Source organism: Candidatus Xiphinematobacter sp. (assembly GCA_016766635.1).
Taxonomy (GTDB): domain Bacteria; phylum Verrucomicrobiota; class Verrucomicrobiia; order Chthoniobacterales; family Xiphinematobacteraceae; genus Xiphinematobacter.
In genome coordinates, this window is the sequence record CP068473.1 from 67307 (window position 1) to 86568 (window position 19262).

At 49.4% G+C, this 19262-nt stretch carries 18 protein-coding genes and 1 tRNA gene; 15 read left to right on the plus strand and 4 right to left on the minus strand.

All coding sequences use genetic code 11. The annotated features are described in order from the left end of the window. Positions 1–25: 25 nt before the first annotated feature. Together JMM79_00270 and plsY are read right to left on the minus strand one after the other, a co-directional pair. A complete protein-coding gene (locus JMM79_00270; protein QQY08420.1) occupies positions 26–1030 on the minus strand; it encodes an NAD(P)-dependent glycerol-3-phosphate dehydrogenase in 1005 nt (334 codons plus the stop codon). 42 nt (positions 1031–1072) lie between these two features. Continuing rightward, positions 1073–1831: a glycerol-3-phosphate 1-O-acyltransferase PlsY gene (gene plsY / locus JMM79_00275; protein ID QQY08421.1), complete on the minus strand. Its 759-nt coding sequence runs from the start codon at positions 1829–1831 to the stop codon at positions 1073–1075. 613 nt (positions 1832–2444) lie between these two features. On the opposite strand from plsY, the gene JMM79_00280 reads away from it, so the two are divergent. From JMM79_00280 to dnaB, 7 genes are all read left to right on the plus strand, one after another. Beyond that, entirely contained in the window at positions 2445–3377 is a 933-nt protein-coding gene (locus JMM79_00280; protein ID QQY08422.1) for a ribose-phosphate pyrophosphokinase, read from the plus strand. A 38-nt stretch (positions 3378–3415) separates the two neighbouring features. Further along, positions 3416–4078, plus strand: coding sequence for a 50S ribosomal protein L25 (locus JMM79_00285; GenBank protein QQY08423.1), 663 nt, complete (start codon positions 3416–3418; stop codon positions 4076–4078). A gap of 7 nt (positions 4079–4085) precedes the next feature. Then, a complete protein-coding gene (locus JMM79_00290) occupies positions 4086–4652 on the plus strand; it encodes an aminoacyl-tRNA hydrolase (GenBank protein ID QQY08424.1) in 567 nt (188 codons plus the stop codon). A gap of 9 nt (positions 4653–4661) precedes the next feature. Further along, positions 4662–4979 (plus strand): 30S ribosomal protein S6, encoded by a 318-nt coding sequence (rpsF, locus tag JMM79_00295; GenBank protein QQY08425.1) that lies wholly within the window; start codon positions 4662–4664, stop codon positions 4977–4979. A 110-nt stretch (positions 4980–5089) separates the two neighbouring features. Beyond that, positions 5090–5530, plus strand: a complete 441-nt coding sequence (gene ssb, locus JMM79_00300) for a single-stranded DNA-binding protein (protein QQY08426.1) — start codon at positions 5090–5092, stop codon at positions 5528–5530. 147 nt (positions 5531–5677) lie between these two features. Then, on the plus strand, positions 5678–6214 hold the full coding sequence (gene rplI / locus JMM79_00305) for a 50S ribosomal protein L9 (GenBank protein ID QQY08427.1): 537 nt from the start codon (positions 5678–5680) through the stop codon (positions 6212–6214). Positions 6215–6453: 239 nt separating this feature from the next. Beyond that, positions 6454–7836, plus strand: coding sequence for a replicative DNA helicase (dnaB, locus tag JMM79_00310; GenBank protein ID QQY08428.1), 1383 nt, complete (start codon positions 6454–6456; stop codon positions 7834–7836). Between the two features lie 44 nt (positions 7837–7880). On the opposite strand, the gene JMM79_00315 is transcribed toward dnaB, so the two are convergent. Next, the gene (locus JMM79_00315) at positions 7881–8198 is read right to left on the minus strand and encodes a 4a-hydroxytetrahydrobiopterin dehydratase (GenBank protein QQY08429.1); all 318 of its coding nucleotides are present in this window, start codon (positions 8196–8198) and stop codon (positions 7881–7883) included. Positions 8199–8459: 261 nt separating this feature from the next. Between JMM79_00315 and JMM79_00320 the strand changes: the two genes are divergently transcribed. After that, positions 8460–9158 carry a hypothetical protein gene (locus tag JMM79_00320; GenBank protein ID QQY08430.1) on the plus strand — a complete coding sequence of 233 codons (699 nt, stop codon included), beginning with the start codon at positions 8460–8462 and terminating at the stop codon, positions 9156–9158. Between the two features lie 156 nt (positions 9159–9314). On the opposite strand, the gene JMM79_00325 is transcribed toward JMM79_00320, so the two are convergent. Beyond that, a tRNA-Gln gene (locus JMM79_00325) sits at positions 9315–9385 on the minus strand. A gap of 113 nt (positions 9386–9498) precedes the next feature. On the opposite strand from JMM79_00325, the gene JMM79_00330 reads away from it, so the two are divergent. The 7 genes from JMM79_00330 to JMM79_00360 all read left to right on the plus strand — a co-directional run bounded on the left by JMM79_00330 (position 9499) and on the right by JMM79_00360 (position 18961). Further along, entirely contained in the window at positions 9499–9714 is a 216-nt protein-coding gene (locus JMM79_00330; protein QQY08431.1) for a hypothetical protein, read from the plus strand. A gap of 106 nt (positions 9715–9820) precedes the next feature. Continuing rightward, on the plus strand, positions 9821–10315 hold the full coding sequence (locus tag JMM79_00335; protein QQY08432.1) for a redoxin domain-containing protein: 495 nt from the start codon (positions 9821–9823) through the stop codon (positions 10313–10315). Continuing rightward, positions 10312–13119 carry an aconitate hydratase AcnA gene (gene acnA / locus JMM79_00340; protein ID QQY08433.1) on the plus strand — a complete coding sequence of 936 codons (2808 nt, stop codon included), beginning with the start codon at positions 10312–10314 and terminating at the stop codon, positions 13117–13119. The genes JMM79_00335 and acnA overlap by 4 nt, the downstream gene beginning before the upstream one ends. 185 nt (positions 13120–13304) lie before the next feature. Then, the gene (locus JMM79_00345; GenBank protein ID QQY08434.1) at positions 13305–14345 is read left to right on the plus strand and encodes a DNA-directed RNA polymerase subunit alpha; all 1041 of its coding nucleotides are present in this window, start codon (positions 13305–13307) and stop codon (positions 14343–14345) included. Positions 14346–14355: 10 nt separating this feature from the next. Then, the gene (gene rplQ, locus JMM79_00350; GenBank protein QQY08435.1) at positions 14356–14745 is read left to right on the plus strand and encodes a 50S ribosomal protein L17; all 390 of its coding nucleotides are present in this window, start codon (positions 14356–14358) and stop codon (positions 14743–14745) included. 363 nt (positions 14746–15108) lie between these two features. Continuing rightward, positions 15109–15702, plus strand: coding sequence for an SIS domain-containing protein (locus tag JMM79_00355; GenBank protein QQY08436.1), 594 nt, complete (start codon positions 15109–15111; stop codon positions 15700–15702). A gap of 1597 nt (positions 15703–17299) precedes the next feature. Beyond that, a complete protein-coding gene (locus JMM79_00360; protein ID QQY08437.1) occupies positions 17300–18961 on the plus strand; it encodes a 2-isopropylmalate synthase in 1662 nt (553 codons plus the stop codon). The last annotated feature ends 301 nt before the right edge of the window (positions 18962–19262 follow it).

Sequence of the window (19262 nt, forward strand, 5' to 3'; positions counted from 1 at the left end):
TGGGTCAGGGAGAAGAGGTTCGTTCCTAGGCAGGATCGGATTCAGGACGTGGGCGGCGCCCTAATAGCTCCCACAGTGCATCGCGAGGAGTCTTGCCCTCATAGAGGACCTGATACACTGCTTCCAAGATGGGTGTATCTACGCTATGCTTGAGGGCCAATCGTCTGGCACTACGGGCAGCTGGGATTCCTTCGGCTATCATTTTCATAGATTCCTGAATTTTGGCTGGAAATTCGCCGCGCCCAATTCTCTCTCCAATAGCGCGGTTGCGGCTATGCTGGCTAAAACAAGTGACCATTAGGTCCCCTATACCACTTAGACCGTAGAAGGTTTCTAGATGCCCTCCCGAAGCTACTCCTAAGCGTCTCATCTCTGCGAGTGCACGAGTAATAAGGGCCGCCTTTGCATTGCTTCCCATGTGAAAACCGTCGGAGATTCCTGCGGCAATGGCAAAGACGTTCTTTAGAGCACCTCCTAATTGAATACCCCTAACATCCTCGCTCGTATAAAGTCGAAAACTGGGGAGGAAGAGCCTCTGTTGGAGCTCCTGTAGCACTTCCCCATTGGCCGAACCTACGACTGCCGCGGCAGGACGTTTCTGCGCGACCTCAATAGCATGGTTTGGTCCAGAAAGGACAGCAAGAGGGTTGTGTGGAAGACAACTTGCCAACACCTCACTCATTAGCATTCCTGTGTCACACTCAATGCCCTTGATGCAGGAAACCAAGATGCTTTGAGGAGCAACGCCGAGCATAACTATTTGACCGACAATTTCACGAATGGCCTTAGAAGGTGTAACTACGAGTATCAATTTGGCATCTAGAGCATCGGCCAGTTGATGTGTTGCATGGATGTTCGATGGCAGCTGCAACCCAGGAAGGTACACGGAGTTGATGTGATGGCTAGCCAACTCTGTTATTAAAGCAGGCCTGCGCCCCCATAGACAAACGGTTTCGCTGCTTTCGGAGAGTAGGATAGCAAGAGCTGTTCCCCAACTACCAGCGCCGACAATGCCAATTCTCTCATACATGCCTCTGTTGAGGGGTGCCGGAGATAGATAGATATTTGTCAATCATTTTTCTCTTTTTATAAATCTGGGCTCTGTACCAGATATTAGGCGAGAGATATTGTTTCGATGTCGCCAGATAGCAAGCATACAGATTCCAAGCGACGTCCAAGCAAATGTTCGGTCTACCTCACCCAAGAAAAACAAAGTAAAGCACGCGAGTGGCAGTGTGATTGAAGCTGCTAGAGAGGCAAGAGAAACATAACGTGTAGTAAGGAATACCAATCCCCAGGCAGTTAGTGCCACTACAAAAACAAGATACGGAAAAATTAAGAGCGTTACTCCTGCAGTGGTAGCTACCCCCTTCCCACCTCTAAATCCTAGCCAAAATGGAAAATTGTGTCCAACAATGACGGACAGTGCTGCTGTAGGCCCCAGCCAGCCTTGTCGGGATTCCCCCTCCGAGAATTCTGCCAGAGTGATTGCAGCGATTCCCTTGAGAAAATCAACAGCGAAGACCATATATCCCCACTTTTTGCCTAGTATCCTCAAAGCATTAGTAGCACCAGTATTACTACTGCCTTCTCTCTGCAGATCCCTATGACAGATTTTTCCAGCAATCCACCCTGCAGGAACACTGCCCAAAAGGTAGGATAGCACACCCACTGCAGCGAGTTGTCCGATTGCGTTAGGCATTAAGTAGATCTGGCAGTAGGATCTGGGAATGGATGAAATGGAGTTTGGCCCACCAGCCCACTGTGAGCGGATGTTAGTCCGCCACTCCCTAGTTACCCTTCCAAGATCGTACTGCAGCAGACTAGTCACTGATTTTATCCAGTCAAGTCTTGCTGCACGAGTGAGTTCCTAACATTCGGTAGAGGATAGCGCTAACAAGCATCCAAAAGCATCCACTCATGGGAAAGGAGAAAGCAAAAAAAGATGTGGAGTAATCCAAGCTACAACCTATTCTACCCTGTAGCCAGCGCAAGCCCAAGAAGTTCCAAAAACCCATTGAACTTGTCATGTACTTGCCATGTACCTTCAGAGAAGCGCGGCATTCACGTTATTATACGTCATTATACTCAGCGTATTTGTCCTATAGCTATGCGGCCTAATTCTACTTCCAGTTTCAGACAATTTCGATGTAAATCCGCTTGCCAATGGGGTTGGTTTGATCTTACCTGAGGTGGCTGGCCAGTGGTCCTTATTTTCTCGGTTTTTTCGTTCGTTCTGATTTTATCCTGGCTTGCTCTTTGTCTTTGTTTGTTCCCTATGGAGGCATGAAAAAGAAGACCGGTTGGCTGTTATGGGATTTGCGTTGGGCTATTCTCCTTTATTCTCGAAACCGTTCCTCGGGGGCCCCTCACGTGGTCCATGTCTTCCCCAAGATATCCTACCTCCTAGGTTCTCCTAGGTTCTAGAACGAGTTGAAGACGAGATGAAGATCTTTACAGGGAGGGCGCACTCTCAGCTCGCTATAGATATTGCCGCTTATCTTCAAGTCCCACTTGGAAATGCTTCTATTTCCTCTTTCCCGGATGGAGAGACCTCCGTAAGGATAAATGAGAACGTCCGTGGACAGGATGTTTTTATTGTCCAGCCGACTTGCCCTCCGACAAACCAGAACTTGATGGAACTTTTAATTTTGGTGGATGCTGCGCGGCGCGCTAGCGCCGCGCGAGTTACTGCTGTGATCCCCTTTTTTGGATATGCTAGACAGGACCGCAAGGATCAGCCGCGCGTCCCCATTACAGCAAAATTAGTGGCCAATCTCCTCGTCGCGGCTGGGGTTGATCGGGTGTTAACCATGGACCTACATGCTCAGCAGCTTCAGGGCTTTTTTGATATTCCAGTGGACCATCTGTATGCACTACCAGTCTTGAACCGTTATCTGTGGGAAACAGGCCTGGACGACCTAGTAGTAGTTTCACCAGATGTGGGCGGGGTAAAGATGGCTTCTGCCTACGCACAGGCGTTGGGTGCCGGGCTTGCCATCGCAGTAAAAAGACGTTGCTCTGCCAGCCAGGTCGACACCCTCTATGTCATAGGAGAAGTACAGGGAAAAAATATTTTGATAGTGGATGATCTAACGGAAACTGCTGGCACATTAACCAGTGCGGCTAAAATCCTCCACCAATCTGGCGTACAGGATATTTATGCAGGAGTTTCGCATGCAATCTTGACAAGCTGCGCCATAGAAAGGTTATCCTCGTCAGGGATAAGACAGTTAATCACAACGGACAGTGTGCCGCTCTCTCAGGAGACTAGTGGACTCATTAGGGTTCTTTCTGTTGCGCCTTTGCTTGGTGAGAGCATTCGGCGTGTTCATCGAGATGAGTCGGTCAGCTCCCTGTTTGAGTTGAAAAGATAAGAGATAGATGATCGGAAGGTAAACTAGAAGGAACTGGAATGATTAAGCAACTTGTGCTTTCAGCAACTCCGCGAGGAGAGCGTGGTAGGAACGCGGTGAGAAGGGTACGTGCCCGCGGGGGTGTACCGGCGGTTCTCTATGGTGCGAACGATGGGGCACGTGCCGTGGAGGTTGAGTGTTGTGAGGTTGAGCGAATTCTCGCTCACGCTGTGGGGGAAAACCTTCTGGTGGAGCTCCGGATTGCTAGCAGCAATCTAAGCTCGAGCGAGGGCTATGAGGCAGTTAGCCGGCTTTCCCTGATTCAAGAGGTTCAGCACCATCCTGTTAACGGGGAGGTTTTGCATGTAGACTTCCGGGCCGTCTCTGCTACTTCAAAAATTGAAGTTGAAATTCCCTTAGAAGCTGTGGGAGAAGCTAAGGGAGTCAAGGCTGGTGGGGGTCTCTTCGAGCAGAGCTTGCGTGTCCTGTTGGTCGAGTGCCTTCCACAGCATCTCCCTGAAATTATCCAGGTAGATGTCACTGCGCTAGACATAGGAGACACCTATCATGTAAGGGACGTTGTACTTCCGGAGGGAGTGCGGTCTATAACAGACTCGGAGCTTGCCGTCTTTCGGGTTTCTGAGCCGGTAGTACCCCAAACGAGTGAACCCACCCCTTCTCCTGAATTGGTGACTAAGGAAAAAGGCCGAGGGCTTCTATAATCTCCGTATGGAAAAGGCCAGACTACGGCTTTTTGTTGGGCTTGGCAATCCGGTTCCTGCCTACGGCAGGACACGCCATAACGTTGGGTCTGTGACCCTCGACCGCTTTACAAGTACCAAGGGGTTGCGCTTCGAACGCAGCCTTAGTAGTAGCTCTGAGGTTGCCAAGGACTTTCTGGGGAGAATCTTTATGAAGCCGCTCACGTACATGAACTGCTCCGGTTATCCAGTGGTAACACTCTTGCGTTTTCACAAAATTTTGCCGGAGGAGGCCCTTATCGTCCTTGATGATTGCACTATTCCCCTCGGGAAGCTGAGAATCCGCAAGGGTGGAGGCTCCGGCGGCCACAATGGCCTGGCTTCTATTCTCCACTGCCTCTCCACGGAGGCAATCCCCAGACTCCGTATTGGAATTGGAAGAGCAACAACAGGGACCAGGCTCGCAGAATACGTCCTCGGCACTTTTTCGAAGAAGGAAAAGCTTGCAGTGGACCGCGCCGTTGCTCGCGCATGCGACGCCATCGAGATGCTGGGAACCTCTGGAATTGAGACCGCTATGAATCAGTTTAACTAATACAACAGAATGCGCAAGGAAAAAAAGAACACATCTGTTAATACCCGTCGATATGAGGGCCTTTTTGCCATAGACACACAGGGTAGGGAGGAGGGAAGCAAGGAAATTATTGAGCGTATTGAGAATGCCCTGGTCGCTGAGGGTACGAGCGTCTTGCAAGTACAACGCCTTGAGAAGCATGAGCTTGCCTATGAACACAAGCGTCTGAAAACTGCCTACTACGTGAGTTTTGTATTTGATGCAAATCCCTCGCTTATTGAACGACTCCGCCAGAGGTTCAAACTGGATGAAGAGATCGTTCTACAACAGTACTGCTCTACCCTCTAACCTTTTTGGAGGTTGAGGAAGGAATCGCTCCTCTCTCATAGAGTAATCCTCTCTCATAGAGTAAGAGAGGAAGGGTGTAATTACTACGATTCGATTACTACGGTTGGTCTATGGCTAGCGTTAACAAGGTTATTCTGATTGGCAATATCACCCGCGATCCTGAGATTAAATACATCCCTAAGGGGACTGCAGTTACCGATCTCGGGTTAGCTGTCAATCGACGTTACAATGTTGAGGGAGTCGGAAAGAAAGAAGAAACAGCTTTTATAGAAGTAACTTTTTGGGGAAGGCAGGCTGAAGTGGCCAATGAATACTTAAAGAGGGGAAGTACTGTTTATGTTGAAGGTCGCCTCCAGATGGATACCTGGGAAGATAAGCAGACAGGGCAAAAGCGGAGTCGCCTACGTGTGGTTGCCGAAAACTTTCAACTTCTTTGGGGGCGGCAAGGAGGACATGCTCCTCCACAGTATTTGGAGGGTACTTCTAGTCTTTCTAGTCCCCCTACATCCTCTCTCATAAAAGAGGAAAAGGAGGATGACGTGCCGTTTTGAGACTTCAAAACGGCCTGCGGGCGACGTGAAAAACGTTACTCGGGTCGACTCGGCACTCCCCTTCTCTTTCTTCACTGGTAAGAGTAGTTGACAAACCGGTGGGCATTTTGTACCTCCTAGGCCGTAGGTTAAGGGTTTTAGTTTTTTGTGGCAAGCACTAGAGTCATTCTTACTGAGAGCGTTGGCTCCCTCGGTGTGGAGGGGGATATAGTGAGGGTGCGTCGTGGTTATGCCCGGAATTTTCTTTTCCCACGCAGAAAGGCATTGGAGCTAACTTCCTCCTCCATGCGTCAGCTCAACCACCTTAGGGCCAAGCGCTCTGAGCGTGAGGCGCAGGCGCTCGCCTCTGCGAAAGAGCTTGGAGAGAGTATTAGTAGGCTCAGGCTTGTTTTTGAACTTGGGGCCGGGAAGGAGGGAAGGGTTTTTGGCTCCGTCACTGCCAAGGATATCGCGGATAGGATCCTTAGTGAAACTCAGTCTGTCTCACTTCCCAGGCATGCTGTTTCCCTGGAGAAGCCAATCAAGGGGAGTGGAGACTATAAAATACAGGTAAAGTTACACCACCAGGTGACTGTGTACCTAAACATCTTTGTGAAGGGTAAGGAAAGCAATACTCAGTCTGAAATAATCCCCGTTTCCCCTGCAGAAAGCTTCGTGAGAGGCGATGACGGGATCCCGAAATAGAGCCCTTCTCTTTTCTTTAGCCCCCTTTTCCCATTTCTTTTTAATCTCTTCTCAATCTAGCAATAGAGAAACCACCTGGGGATCTCTACTAAAAGATTCTAAAGATTTTTGGCACTCTAGGGTACGCCAGTCCATTTCTCTAATGGACTTGTTGGTGAAGCTTCTCTGATTCCCCACGACCTCTCCCGGCAGTGTCCATCAGCAACTCGTCCAAGGAAACTTCCAAAGGAGGGAAGGGCATGCAAGAGGGGACTCATCTTCCAGATATTCATAGAAGTCTTCCCCAAAGCATGGACGCCGAGAAAGGTGTGTTGTGCTCTATTCTCCTTGCCCCTGAGCAGATCTTGGACTGCTGTATCGAGCGCATTAACGACAAACATTTTTATCATCCAGCGCATAGGATCGTCTACCAAGCCATGCTGGAACTTTACAAGCTCTCTCGGCCGGTAGAAATTATTGTTCTCCTACAGTACCTAGAAGATCATCAGCTCCTAGATCGCATCGGTGGAGAAACTGTCCTTTACGATATCTTGACGTTTGTTCCAACGGCAGCGAATGCCAGCTACTACTTGGAGATTGTTCAGGAAAAATTTTTACTTCGCCAGATGATTTTTATCTGCACAGAAATGGCCTCGCGCTGCTACACCGAGCAGGGCGAAATATGGACTTTATTGGATGAATTAGAGAGACGAGTACTTGCTATTGGCGAGGAACGCTACCGCAGCACATTTCCACAGATGAAGGAATTGGTCATGGCAGTCGTTGAGAATATTGATAGACTCTACAAGAACCGTGGTGGCATTACTGGTTTGCCTACCGGATTTAAGAAATTAGATCAAATAACCAATGGTTTGCATGGGGGGGAAATGTTTGTGATAGCTGCTCGTCCATCCATGGGTAAAACGGCGCTTGCCATGAATATTGCGGAGCACGTTGCCTTGGAAATTGGGAAGGCCGTTGGTATCTTTAGCCTGGAAATGAGCAGCCAGCAGCTTGTCCAACGTATGCTTTGCTCTAGTGCTCGGCTGGATTTACAGAAACTCCGCGATGGGTTTATTTCCGGTAACGCTCTACATATCCTTTTTGCGGCTGCAGACAGACTAGCGAAGTGTAAGATTCTCATTGATGATACCACCGCACTGAGCATCTTGGAAATGCGCTCCAAGGCACGCCGCATGAGGGATGCTGAAGGAGTCGAACTTATCGTGATAGACTATTTACAGCTTCTTCGTTCTTCCTCGCGAAGAGGACAGGAGAACAGGCAAGTTGAGATCTCTGAGATCTCTTATGGGATTAAAGCTTTAGCCAGGGAACTCAATATCCCAATTATCGTACTTGCCCAGCTCAATCGCCAGCCTGAAACCCGTGAGGGGGGGAAGCCTCGCCTTTCTGACCTTCGTGAGTCAGGGGCGATTGAGCAGGACGCTGACGTGGTAACCCTTCTGGTGCGTCCAGAAGTTTACGATAAGGGGGATCGAGAGAGAAGCGAGGATCTACGTGGTAGGGCAGAACTTATCATCGCCAAGCAGAGAAATGGCCCAATTGGGGAAGTAGAGCTTACCTTCCTGAAGCAGTTCACACGCTTTGAAACCGCTGACTTCGGTCGGGAGGAAAGAAGCTAGGCGCCGGCAAAAAGGCGCGCCCACAAAAAAGACCAGGTAGAGAGTCAGGACTCCCTACGGGAGCCTACCGGCAAGTTAGCAAATAGACGATCTATCTCGGCGGCCAGGTCGAAGTCCAAGGCAGTCAGTCCTTTCACCCTGTGGGTACTCAGCGTAAGGGTAACCTTCCTCCAAGAGATAAAAATTTCCGGGTGATGGCAAGCATTTTCCGATAACTTGGCAACCTGATTCACGAAATCAATTGATTGCATAAAGCTAGTAAATTGAAAGATGCGAGAGATCTCCCTCGAGCGATAATTCCAATGCGGCAGCCCAGAAAGAAGGGGGACGATTTCTGTTTCCCCAAGGCATCTAGGAAACATAATAAGTGGATTAAAAGGTTTGGAAGATTGTAAATCAGCAAGTACGCTCCCTGGCAAGTACGCTCCTGCGAGACACGTATGCTGGACTTTCGAAGTCCAGCAGAGGATCAAAGATCTCTTCCTAAGGCAACTAAAATGTATAACTGGAAGTGTCGGCGGTATGAATTTTTCTTGCCGCAGTGAGATAGGGCAGGGGGGACTCCTGGGCAGCCGTTCCTTTTTTGTTTTTTCCCCTGGGAGAAGGGCTCCCGCGGTGCGTTTTTGTACGCTAAGGCGGAGAGGAAAACCTCCTTTAGCTACCCTGATATTTTAAGCTCCATTGGCGAAATGGAAAGGATATGTTATTCCCCACTTGGCTTGCGAAAGGCTTGGAATGAAACCTTTGCAGAAAAGTCTAAGGTAGCTATCGTAGGTTTGGTGGTGATCGGAATAGCCTGCGTGGGGGGGAGCGTCTCCTCTCTAGTTGCCGTCTGCCAAGCACAACGAGCTGCAGAAGCTCTGCTCGCCAATGCTTCCACTGTAGAGCAACTACAGACAGTGCACTCTAGGTATCCTCGGTCAGGCGCGGCAGCTAGTGCACTTCTCTTGCTAGCAGGGGAGCAGAGACGTCTTGGAAGACTGAAGGAATCGAGTGTAACCTATCAAAAGTTTCTTGCAGCATTCCCAAAACATTCTCTTGCACCAGTTGCGGCCTTAGGTGTCGCTGAAAATGCGCTAGCATCTGGCTGTTTCCCAGACGGCATGGACAGGCTACAAGCCCTTGCTGCCAAGTATCCAGTGTCCTTTGTAGTGCCCTTTTCCCTTTACACCCGAGCAGAATTACTTACGACCCAGGCTGGGAGAATACCTGAAGCCAGAGAATTACTGCGAAACCTTACTCTGTGGTTCCCAGATTCCGTTTTCTCTCGCTATTCAGCCGATCTCCTTTTTCTGTTGGACGCTCAGCAAGTAAAAGAATGAAGTGTTCGGGAATGCGACTACAGTTGATAAGGCCTCGTGGTAGGCTTGTAGTGCCTAGTTCCACTCCGATTTTCTCCCGCTTTTTCCTGCATAAAAAGGTCAGTACATGCCCGTTTTAGGGCTGAGCCGGAGGCGCCCCCAGTAACCCCAAGTAAGCTGCCTCGCATGGATTCGAACCATGACATACAGATCCAGAATCTGCAGTGCTACCGTTACACCACGAGGCAATTAAAAACCCTCAAGGAGGCCCGGGGGCATAGCGCGGACAGCGCCAACGTGGCTCCTGCCAACGGCTTTGGAAATCGTCCCTTGGCTAGAAGCCCAAGGGGATGCCTACCGGATGCGGAGAGGGCGAGCCGCCCACTTTCTTCATCCACCTCCTATGCTCATCCTATGCTCACTAAGTTGCGACTATGTGCGAGGAAAGCTTCCACATACAACTTCTTCCGTCCTGCCTCGCCCGAGGGTACTAAGTCCTGGGCTTGAACACAAGCTCCCTAAAAAATTCGTGATTGCTCAAATCGAGTTGCTGATTGATCTAGTCCGAGAAGGTTAGTCGGGTTGGCCCCCGGCTGGACTTCCACTAACGGAGGGAATTCCCGGGCTCTCTAAGCTCAAGAAGTCTCTTGACCTAACAAGGAAAGGGAGTTAAGAAAGGGCCTATGGCGCTACCTATCGGTACCTTGGCACCTGACTTTACGTTGAGCTGCAAAAGCCGGGACGGCTTGAAGCGCATCAGGCTCTCAGATCAGTTTGCCAACTCGAATGTTGTCTTGTTGTTTGTTCCCATGGCATTTACCCCCGTTTGTACGGGCGAGCTATGCTGTGTTACGCAGGATCTGTCAATCTATTCCTCCCTACGTGCGGTCGTCTACGGTGTTAGTGGAGACAATCCGTTTGCACAGGAGGCATGGGCCCAGAAGGAGCAAATTGGGGTTACCTTACTGAGCGATTATGATCACATGGTCGCTAAGGCATATGGAGTGGCCTACGGTAGTTTTCTGCCAGAGATGGGTCTTGGCATGAGTGGGGTGCCGAAGCGCTCGGCCTTTCTCATTGATCGTCGTGGGTATATTCGACATGCAGAGTCAAGCGATGACCCTAAGCAGGTGCCGGATTTTAGCAAGGTTCGTCGTGCGCTGGAGTCATTGCAATGACAAGCGGCCCGTTTCGCACACTGGAAAAGTTTTGCACTGGCTATGATGACCGAGAGGGATGGATGTACTCCTTGCCGGCTCTGGAGCGGAGTGGGGTAGGGAGGATTTCCAGGTTACCGATAAGCATCCGCGTCATTTTAGAGTCCGTTCTGCGTAATTGGGATGGTGCTAGAATTTCTGACAGGGATGTCCTGGCTCTGGCAAATTGGGATGCAAGGTCTCCAAACTTGGTAGAAATCCCCTTTGTGGTATCCCGCATTATCCTGCAAGATTTTACCGGAGTACCCCTCTTGGTAGACCTTGCCGCAATGCGTGGTGCTGTACAGCGCTTTAAGGGAAATCCTGACTTGGTTGAACCACTGGTACCTGTGGATCTAGTAGTGGATCACTCTGTGCAAGTAGATTTTTACGGTACCCTGCAGGCGCTCCATCTTAATCTGGAGATGGAGTTCGCTCGTAATCGTGAGCGCTATCAAGCTCTTAAGTGGGGGCAACAGGCTTTTAAGCACGTTCGCGTGATACCTCCTGGGATTGGGATCGTTCATCAAGTAAATCTTGAATATCTAGCCAAGGGAGTCTTGAGCACTAAACGTGACGAGGGGGAGATTTTTTATCCGGATAGCCTGGTCGGCACAGATTCTCATACTACGATGATCAACGGGTTAGGGATTGTGGGCTGGGGTGTAGGAGGCATTGAGGCAGAAGCGGGGATGTTGGGCCAGCCTATATATTTTTTGACACCTGAAGTAGTTGGTGTACATCTCACTGGACAACTGGGGGAGGGAGTGACAGCCACTGACCTCGCCTTGTCTATTACCCAAGCGCTGCGGGCCTCCGGAGTCGTTGGTAAGTTTGTCGAGTTTTATGGAGAGGGGGCCAGGTCGCTTACACTGCCAGATCGTGCCACGGTCGCGAACATGGCTCCTGAGTATGGGGCCACCATGGGATTTTTCCCAGTGGACGAGGAATCTGTTGCTTATTTGCAATCAACTGGGAGGAGTGAGGCCCTGGCTCTCACTGTCGAGAGATATTTCAAAGCCCAACAAATGTTTGGGATGCCAAGTATGGGGGATATCGACTATAGCGCCGATTTGGCATTGGATCTTAGTAAAATCCAGCCTAGCGTGGCAGGTCCTAAGCGTCCCCAGGATCATCTTCTCCTACCTCAAGTAAAGAAGACTTTTCGGGACCTTTTAGCCTTGCCTACTTCTGATGGGGGATATGGGAAAAAAGAGGTAGCGGAGGGAGTGGCGTTTGTGGTTCCTGCAAGGAATGGCGGTCCAAAAAATGACATCGAGATGGTGGATGATCACCCCACGCTAAGCTCTCCCCCCAATGAGAGTAGGTTCCGCTTCCCCAATGTCCATGCAGCTAACACGAGGTTGCGCGATGGAAGTATTCTTATAGCGGCTATTACTAGCTGCACCAACACAAGCAATCCCAGCGTAATGATTGGAGCTGGCCTTCTTGCCAAAAAGGCAGTTCAACTCGGAATGCGAGTAGACTCCTCCATAAAAACTTCCTTGGCACCTGGATCGCGAATAGTGGAGGATTACCTGAAGCGAACGGGGCTGCAATTTTACTTGGACCAATTGGGATTTAACATTGTAGGCTATGGATGTACCACATGCATCGGCAATTCCGGGCCGTTGCATCCAGAGATCGAAAGAGCTGTTGTTTCTGGTGACCTGGTGGGTGTAGCTGTCCTTTCTGGAAACAGAAACTTTGAGGCACGTATTCACCAAAGTGTTCGAGCCAACTTCCTTATGTCTCCTCCGCTGGTGGTGGCCTTCGCTTTGGCTGGTTACATAGACGTCGACCTCATCCACAATCCTATTTCCAAGGATCTGAACGGGAGAGATGTTTATCTAAAAGAGATTTGGCCTTCAACTTCTGAAATTCGCGAGGTGATGGCTACAGCACTCCAGCCAGAGGCATTCCTTCGTTTGTATGCGGACTTTGTTTCTAATAACCCCAAGTGGGACGAGATTGAAAGCGCCACGGGTAAGTTTTACCACTGGAATCCAAGCAGCACCTATATCCAAGAACCTCCATTCTTCGAAGACTTCTCTATAGAGCTAGCGGGTCTTTCGGAGATCTATCACGCGCGTCCCTTGGTAATACTCGGGGATTCCGTGACTACTGACCATATCTCTCCGGCAGGAGCCATTCAGGCAGGCTCTCCAGCAGGAGAGTATTTAACTAAATGTGGAATTCAACCTAGAGACTTCAACAGCTATGGTAGTCGCCGTGGTAATGATCGGGTTATGACACGGGGTACCTTTTCTAACGCAAGAATCAGAAATTTGATGCTTCCCAACACAGAGGGAGGAGTTAGCATAAAGTATCCCGAGGCCGAGCAGCGTTCTATTTACGACGTAGCAATGGCCTATAAGGCAGAGGAGACCCCCTTGATTATCATTGCGGGTCGGGAGTATGGTACAGGCAGTAGCCGGGATTGGGCAGCAAAGGGGACCAAACTGTTGGGGGTACGCGCGGTGATAGCCATGAGCTATGAACGAATTCACCGTTCCAATTTAGTTGGTATGGGGGTGCTGCCCCTCCAGTTTCCAGAGGGTGTCAGTGCAAAAACACTCCAACTCGACGGTACAGAGAGATTCTGCGTTCTCAGGCTAAGTGAAAAAATTCAACCCAGACAAGCCCTTATTCTTCGAATTGAGCGCAAGGACGGTTCTGCGAGTGACGTGGAAGTTCAACTAAGGGCAGATACTTGTACCGAAGTAGACTATCTACGCCATGGTGGGATTCTACCTTTGGTGCTACGGAAGTTGCTTATAAGGTGAAATGCCTGCGGTGCACAACCTAGTCATTTTTCTTTACAAGGGGAAAATAGGAAGTATAAGCGAAGGTCCTCCTGGACGTGCTTTGGTGGGACGAGGTTCTACTTTCCCCCTAGAAAAAGGGGGGGCATTGTCAAACGCCCTATGATACCTGTTCTCCTGGAACCCAGAAAACAAAATCCTAGTTCATGGTTACTCAATTAGGGCGCTTTGAAATGCCCAAGAGCCTCGTCCGAGACGAGGCGACAGCAACTGACACCTACTGCAAGTTCATTGCAGAACCCTTTGAAGCTGGATACGGGCACACGGTTGGTAACTCGCTACGCCGGGTGCTGCTCTCTTCACTAGAGGGTGCTGCCATCACCTCTATCAAAATCCAAGGAGTGCTGCACGAGTTTACCACTCTGCCAGGAGTGGTGGAGGATGTAGTGGACATCATCCTCAATCTAAAGAAAATCAAATTCAGAGTCTATGACTGTGAAGTTCGCACCTTAGTCATCTCTGTAAATAAGGAGGGGCCGGTTACTGCGGCGGATATCCAGCCTCATCAACAGTGTGAAGTCCTCAATCCCAAACAGCACATTTGCACCCTTGATGCAAAACAGAATTTTGAGGCAGAGTTGGAAGTCCACCTTGGAAGGGGATTTGCAACTTGGGACGAGAATAAACGGAAAGATCAGCCTATTGGCGTTATCGCCATCGACTCGGTCTTTTCCCCGGTAGTTCGTGTTCGGTACACAGTGGAGAATACCCGAGTTGGACAGCGCACGGACTACGATAAACTGATCCTCGAGGTTTGGACCGACGGACGCCTAACTCCCAGCGAGTCTCTGCTGCACGCCTCAGCCATTCTTCGCCACCACCTCGATGTCTTCGTCAACTACGATGACAGTCAAGTTGTGTTCGATGAAACACCACAGGAATTAAGCCAGGAAGGCACACGTGTGAAAAAACTGCTCAACATGAGTGTCAACGAGATTGAGCTCTCTGTGCGCGCAGCCAACTGCCTCAACAACGCCAACATTACCACCGTGGGCCAGCTAGCTATGAAGTCCGAGGCCGAGATGCTCAAATATCGCAACTTTGGAAAAAAATCTCTCAATGAAATTAAGGACAAGCTTTCTCATCTTGGTCTGAGTTTAGGGATGAAATTTGAGGCAGGACTTGTTGAGTCTCTCAGAGAAGGGAAGTCCGATTTGGAGAAGAAGGATCTAGCTGCTGCCACGTAGAATTATTTCCATGCGACATAGAAAAAAGACTGCCAAATTGGGGCGTACCGCCGCGCATCGTGATGCTCTGTTAGCTAATCAGGTGTGCGACCTAATTCAGTATCAACGGGTTAAGACGACTCTTGCTAAAGCCAAGGCAATTCGCCCCATTGCAGAAAGGATGCTGACCCTTGGGAAACGAGCAAGCCTTGCAGCACGCCGTCAGGCGGTAAGTTGTCTTGTGCAACGAGGCGCCGTAAAAAAGCTCTTTGAAGAACTCGCTCCACGTGCTATGGACCGTAGCGGTGGATATACGCGAATCGTGAGACTAGGACCCCGTGCAAGCGACGCCTCTCCGATGGCCTACATTGAATGGGTGGACACTCCCTACGAAGGGGAGAAGCCTGTTCCCACAGGATAGTAGAGGCTTCACTAATGTGATTCCTCTCTTCCCATTTCTAATATGGAAGACTGTTTTAAGGACGGGGGCGGATCTTTCTTTATGTATTCCTCTCTGGACAGACCTCTATGGGAAAAGTGGTGGTAAGATAACAAAACTAGCGCGGCGGGATAGACTTTCGCCTTGGCTACTCTTTTGTGGACGTGGACCGTCTGACATCACTTTTTGTCATTCCGCGCTCAGAAGAAGATCAACCCGTCAAACCAGACTGGGATCCCAACGCACGACTCGCTGGATTTTGCCAACCGGTTTTCTGCTGCGAGGCACCTTGTGGGCTTTTCTTCATCGCTTGTGTTGCCAGATAAGATTGGGTTTAGTTCTCGCATGAACGAAACGCCCTTTCTCTGTCTCTTCCAAAAAAAAGTTGACCTGCATCAATTAGTTTTGAATGCCTTGGTGAGGGATTGTAGTCTCCAATTGGAGCGGATTGCGGAAATTTGGGTGGAGAGTTTGATTGGTGGGAGGCGTATCTTATTTGCTGGAAATGGGGGGAGCGCAGCGGAAGCCCAGCACTTAGCAGCTGAGCTTGTGGTGCATTTTTGCAAGAACCGACAAGCCCTACCCGGGCTAGCACTTACCACCGACACTAGCGTGCTAACGGCCTGTTCGAACGACCTCGGATTTGAAAATGTTTTTGCTCGTCAAGTTGAGGCCTTTGGCCAGCCAGGAGACGTTCTAATGGTAATATCTACCTCTGGCAGAAGCCGCAATATAATAAAGGCGGCAAAAATGGCACGCCTGAAGGGACTGAAAGTAACCGTATTTTGTGGGAGGCGATCCTGCTGCTTGTCAGAGTTTGCTGATGCCATCTTGGCCGCGCCTTCAGACAAAGTATCTTTCATCCAAGAATGTCACATGATTTGTGGTCATATACTTTGTGAATGGGTGGAACGGAAATGTTGTTTTTTATGTCCTTAAACCACTCGTGCCATTCTTACATAGCGAGGAGATGCCGTCTCCCATGGAATTTTGTGCTAATTTGGCATTGTTTGGCATAGCCTGCTTGTGGAGAGTCTATTGGCCCTTTTTTCCCTTGCTAGACTTACAACTCCAAATCTTTGTAAGGTGCTTTATTCCATTACGAGTTTCATTAGCGAGGACTGAAAGAGAGAGCCTTTATTTCAATACAACTGGGGAAACGCTGATACCCCGTTCCCCCATGACATGGGAGGCCCTTTTCGGCCTGTACCCCCTCTTCTTGCCGTTGTGAAGAAAAATCGGTCCATAAGAAGAGGCATCCGATTGTTGTGGTGAATTCTTCCACCGGTGGTGGAATGCAGGTGCGTGGGCATTTTCTAATTTTTCTATGGGGTTGAGACAGCGATGATCCTTATTGAGGCGCCATTGAATTTCCTGGTGGGGGATAAGTGCACACTTCCGACACGTGGTAGATTTCCCTCATTGGGGTGGTCGGTCCGCTGTATCTCCTCTCCTAAAAGCTTTGTATCAAGCTACTTAAAGCTTCCACCTTGTGGGATATCAAGTCGTACCGGTCCAGTTTTGCCTTAGGCAGCTTGCCCAATAAGCTAGAGCTGGACTAATAAACAGAGTTACATACTGTATGTAAAGAACGAAGAAGGCACTCATGTGTAGCCCACGCTAAACTAGCGGATCACGCCAATTTTTTTGGCCAGTACCTTGCTTAAGTTACCTACAAGAGTGCCTTGCTCCACTGCGCCCCTTCGGCCACGCCTCCCAGAGTGGCCCGGCATCCGTATTATGAAGGCCGCGCCTTACAACCTGCAGCTCTTTTGTTTGAAAATATCGGATCACACTTTCTAGTAATCTTTTTGCTGCCACAGTAATTCGTAGCGGCACGGACAAGATACACGCGGGATTGCCCCGCTGCTATTAACCTTCCTGTCACCTTTCTAGTAACCTAGTGGACAAACCGAAGAGGACATTGGTAAATTGCTATGGCTCTCCTTCTTGCCTCCTTTCTATAGTGTGCTCTTTGTTTTTTCTTGCACCGTGTGTGTCTTGCCTCCTGCCACGTCGCCCACTCGGAACGGATTCCTTCCGGCTTGAGATCCCTATTCTTTTGTCGCCTCCTGCGTATTCAAGCCGTTGTTGTACCTGAATTAAGGAAGGTGTCCAACCACGGTGTACACGTGCACAATCAAATATGGGGGAATAGGAGCCATCTTAGCACATACGGATTACTCTTCTGCAGGTACAAAAAAGCAGTTGGAAAAGTTGCCAGTCCAGGAGGGGCCTAGACAATTTAGCTATGATGTCGGGGGATCTAAAGGAGGTGCCCAGCCTATCTATAATCGGTAATTGCTCTTGCCTTTAAAGAAAGTTGTCGAAGGCTAATTAACCCGGAGCTAGTTAGAAGCAAAGCCCTGTAGGGGAGAGTGGATATCGTTTTGTCAGGTGGTTCAAAGCTGCCTTTCCCAAAGGGAAAAGCGGAGCAGTGTAAGCCGCAAAACTATACTGAGAATTTTTATTCTAAAACTAGTAAACTTTACTCGAGAATTTACTCCTTTTTCATATCATCCCGTTTGTTTTTACCATGCTAGAAAATCCCTCCAAAAAGTACGTTCGCTTTCATCCCGTCACCCTTCAAGATCGTACCTGGCCGGATAGACTTTTAGATCACCCTCCGATATGGTGCAGCGTGGATTTAAGGGATGGGAATCAGTCTCTGGCAGTTCCGATGAGCATAGAACAAAAACTGGATCTGTTTCAGACGTTATCGCAGTGCGGCTTTAAGGAGATTGAGATTGGGTTTCCGGCAGCGTCCAACACCGAGTATAGTTTTAACCGGCGGCTGATAGAAGAACATCGGATCCCCAGCGACGTCACAGTGCAGGTTTTGGTCCAAGCAAGAGAAGACTTAATTGAAAGGACTGTGCAATCCCTTGAGGGGGCAAAACGTGTTATCATCCACCTCTATAACTCGATTTCTCCGGCTCAGCGACGCGCTGTTTTTGGCATGGATAAGCCTCAAATACTAGAGCTGGCTGTACGGGGTACCCGATGGATCAAGGAATATACGGCCGCTCTTTTAAAAGAAACGGAAGTAATTCTTCAATATTCTCCAGAAAGTTTTTCCTGTGCTGAAGTAGACTTTGCCCGAGATATATGCGAGGCAGTAATGGTAGAGTGGGGGGCTCTTCCTCGGCGAAAGATAATTCTCAATCTGCCCGCTACGATGGAAGTGGCAATGCCTAATGTCTTTGCCGACCAAGTCGAATGGTTCTGCAGAAATTTGGAGCATAGGGAATCCGCGATCATCAGCGTGCATACTCACAATGATCGTGGTACTGGGATTGCGGCTGCAGAACTTGCCTTACTGGCAGGGGCAGACCGCGTAGAAGGCACTCTTTTTGGAAATGGAGAGCGCACTGGAAATTTAGACATAGTTACTGTTTCCTTTAATCTCTACATGCACGGCATCCATCCTGGGTTGGATCTAAGCCACTTCAATGAAGTAGTTGAATCCTACGTCCGTTGTACAGGCATGCCTATCCCAGTACGTCACCCCTACGCTGGTGAGTTAGTTTTTACTGCGTTTAGTGGTTCACACCAGGACGCCATTAAAAAAGGACTAGCGGAGTGGGAAAAAGGGGAGCGGAGTACTTGGGACGTCCCCTACTTGACAATTGACCCCAGGGACATCGGTAGGGAGTACCGCGAAGTAATCCGAGTAAATAGTCAAAGCGGAAAAGGAGGAGTGGCCTTTTTACTAGAGAATGAGTGTGGTATCGAACTACCAAAGGAGATGCAAAGGGAATTTGGCCCAATTGCCAATGACGAGATAGATCGTCTTGGACGCGAGGTAAGCTCTATGGAACTGCGTGCAATTTTTTGTCGTGAGTACGTAAACCTTGACACACCATGGAAGTTAAAACGGTTTCAGGTAAAGGAAGACGCGAAAGGACTTTTTCAATGCCAGGCCGCAGTTCTCCATAACGGAAAGGTTATTTGCTTGGGGGGAAAAGCAAATGGCCCAATTGCTGCATTTGTCGACGCCATTAGAGGAGCAAGGGTACCCCATTTCGAAGTTGCCTACTATAGAGAGCACGCTTTGGGGTTCGGTTCAGGGGCGAGTGCCATTGCATACGTCCAACTGATCTTTGGGAAGAAATATATTTGGGGGGCCGGGATAGACACTAACATTGAACTAGCCTCTATACAAGCAGTGGTTAGTGCATTAAACCGTCTGACCTAACTTGAAATGTCCCGTGTACTGTGTGTAATCGTTCATAAGCGATCGTTGAATTAGAAGGGGGCTGTGGGGGAAATCTCGGTTGTTTCGCAAGAGGGCCAAACATGCCGTGTTAGTGATCGGCGTGTCCCAAGCCCGCGCTTTTTTATGGGAGAAAGACTTGCTCATGATCACGTTGTACAAGCTCCCGCCGAATCAACCGATGAGAAAATGGGGGGTATCGAGTCAGCAAAGTTGATGGAGAGCTTGCGGAAAGGTATAGGTTAACCCTACTAAGTTGCCCGTTGTATTGTTGGTTAGGCCT

Excerpts from the sequence above, each read along its gene's own strand:
- JMM79_00285 (QQY08423.1), top strand. The coding sequence starts at position 3,416 with ATGATTAAGCAACTTGTGCTTTCAGCAACTCCGCGAGGAGAGCGTGGT.
- acnA (QQY08433.1), top strand. The coding sequence starts at position 10,312 with ATGACAAGCGGCCCGTTTCGCACACTGGAAAAGTTTTGCACTGGCTAT.
- JMM79_00270 (QQY08420.1), bottom strand. The coding sequence starts at position 1,030 with ATGTATGAGAGAATTGGCATTGTCGGCGCTGGTAGTTGGGGAACAGCT.
- JMM79_00335 (QQY08432.1), top strand. The coding sequence starts at position 9,821 with ATGGCGCTACCTATCGGTACCTTGGCACCTGACTTTACGTTGAGCTGC.
- dnaB (QQY08428.1), top strand. The coding sequence starts at position 6,454 with ATGCAAGAGGGGACTCATCTTCCAGATATTCATAGAAGTCTTCCCCAA.
- JMM79_00355 (QQY08436.1), top strand. The coding sequence starts at position 15,109 with ATGAACGAAACGCCCTTTCTCTGTCTCTTCCAAAAAAAAGTTGACCTG.
- JMM79_00290 (QQY08424.1), top strand. The coding sequence starts at position 4,086 with ATGGAAAAGGCCAGACTACGGCTTTTTGTTGGGCTTGGCAATCCGGTT.
- JMM79_00360 (QQY08437.1), top strand. The coding sequence starts at position 17,300 with ATGCTAGAAAATCCCTCCAAAAAGTACGTTCGCTTTCATCCCGTCACC.
- JMM79_00345 (QQY08434.1), top strand. The coding sequence starts at position 13,305 with ATGGTTACTCAATTAGGGCGCTTTGAAATGCCCAAGAGCCTCGTCCGA.
- JMM79_00280 (QQY08422.1), top strand. The coding sequence starts at position 2,445 with ATGAAGATCTTTACAGGGAGGGCGCACTCTCAGCTCGCTATAGATATT.
- JMM79_00315 (QQY08429.1), bottom strand. The coding sequence starts at position 8,198 with ATGTTTCCTAGATGCCTTGGGGAAACAGAAATCGTCCCCCTTCTTTCT.
- rplQ (QQY08435.1), top strand. The coding sequence starts at position 14,356 with ATGCGACATAGAAAAAAGACTGCCAAATTGGGGCGTACCGCCGCGCAT.
- JMM79_00330 (QQY08431.1), top strand. The coding sequence starts at position 9,499 with ATGCGGAGAGGGCGAGCCGCCCACTTTCTTCATCCACCTCCTATGCTC.
- ssb (QQY08426.1), top strand. The coding sequence starts at position 5,090 with ATGGCTAGCGTTAACAAGGTTATTCTGATTGGCAATATCACCCGCGAT.
- rpsF (QQY08425.1), top strand. The coding sequence starts at position 4,662 with ATGCGCAAGGAAAAAAAGAACACATCTGTTAATACCCGTCGATATGAG.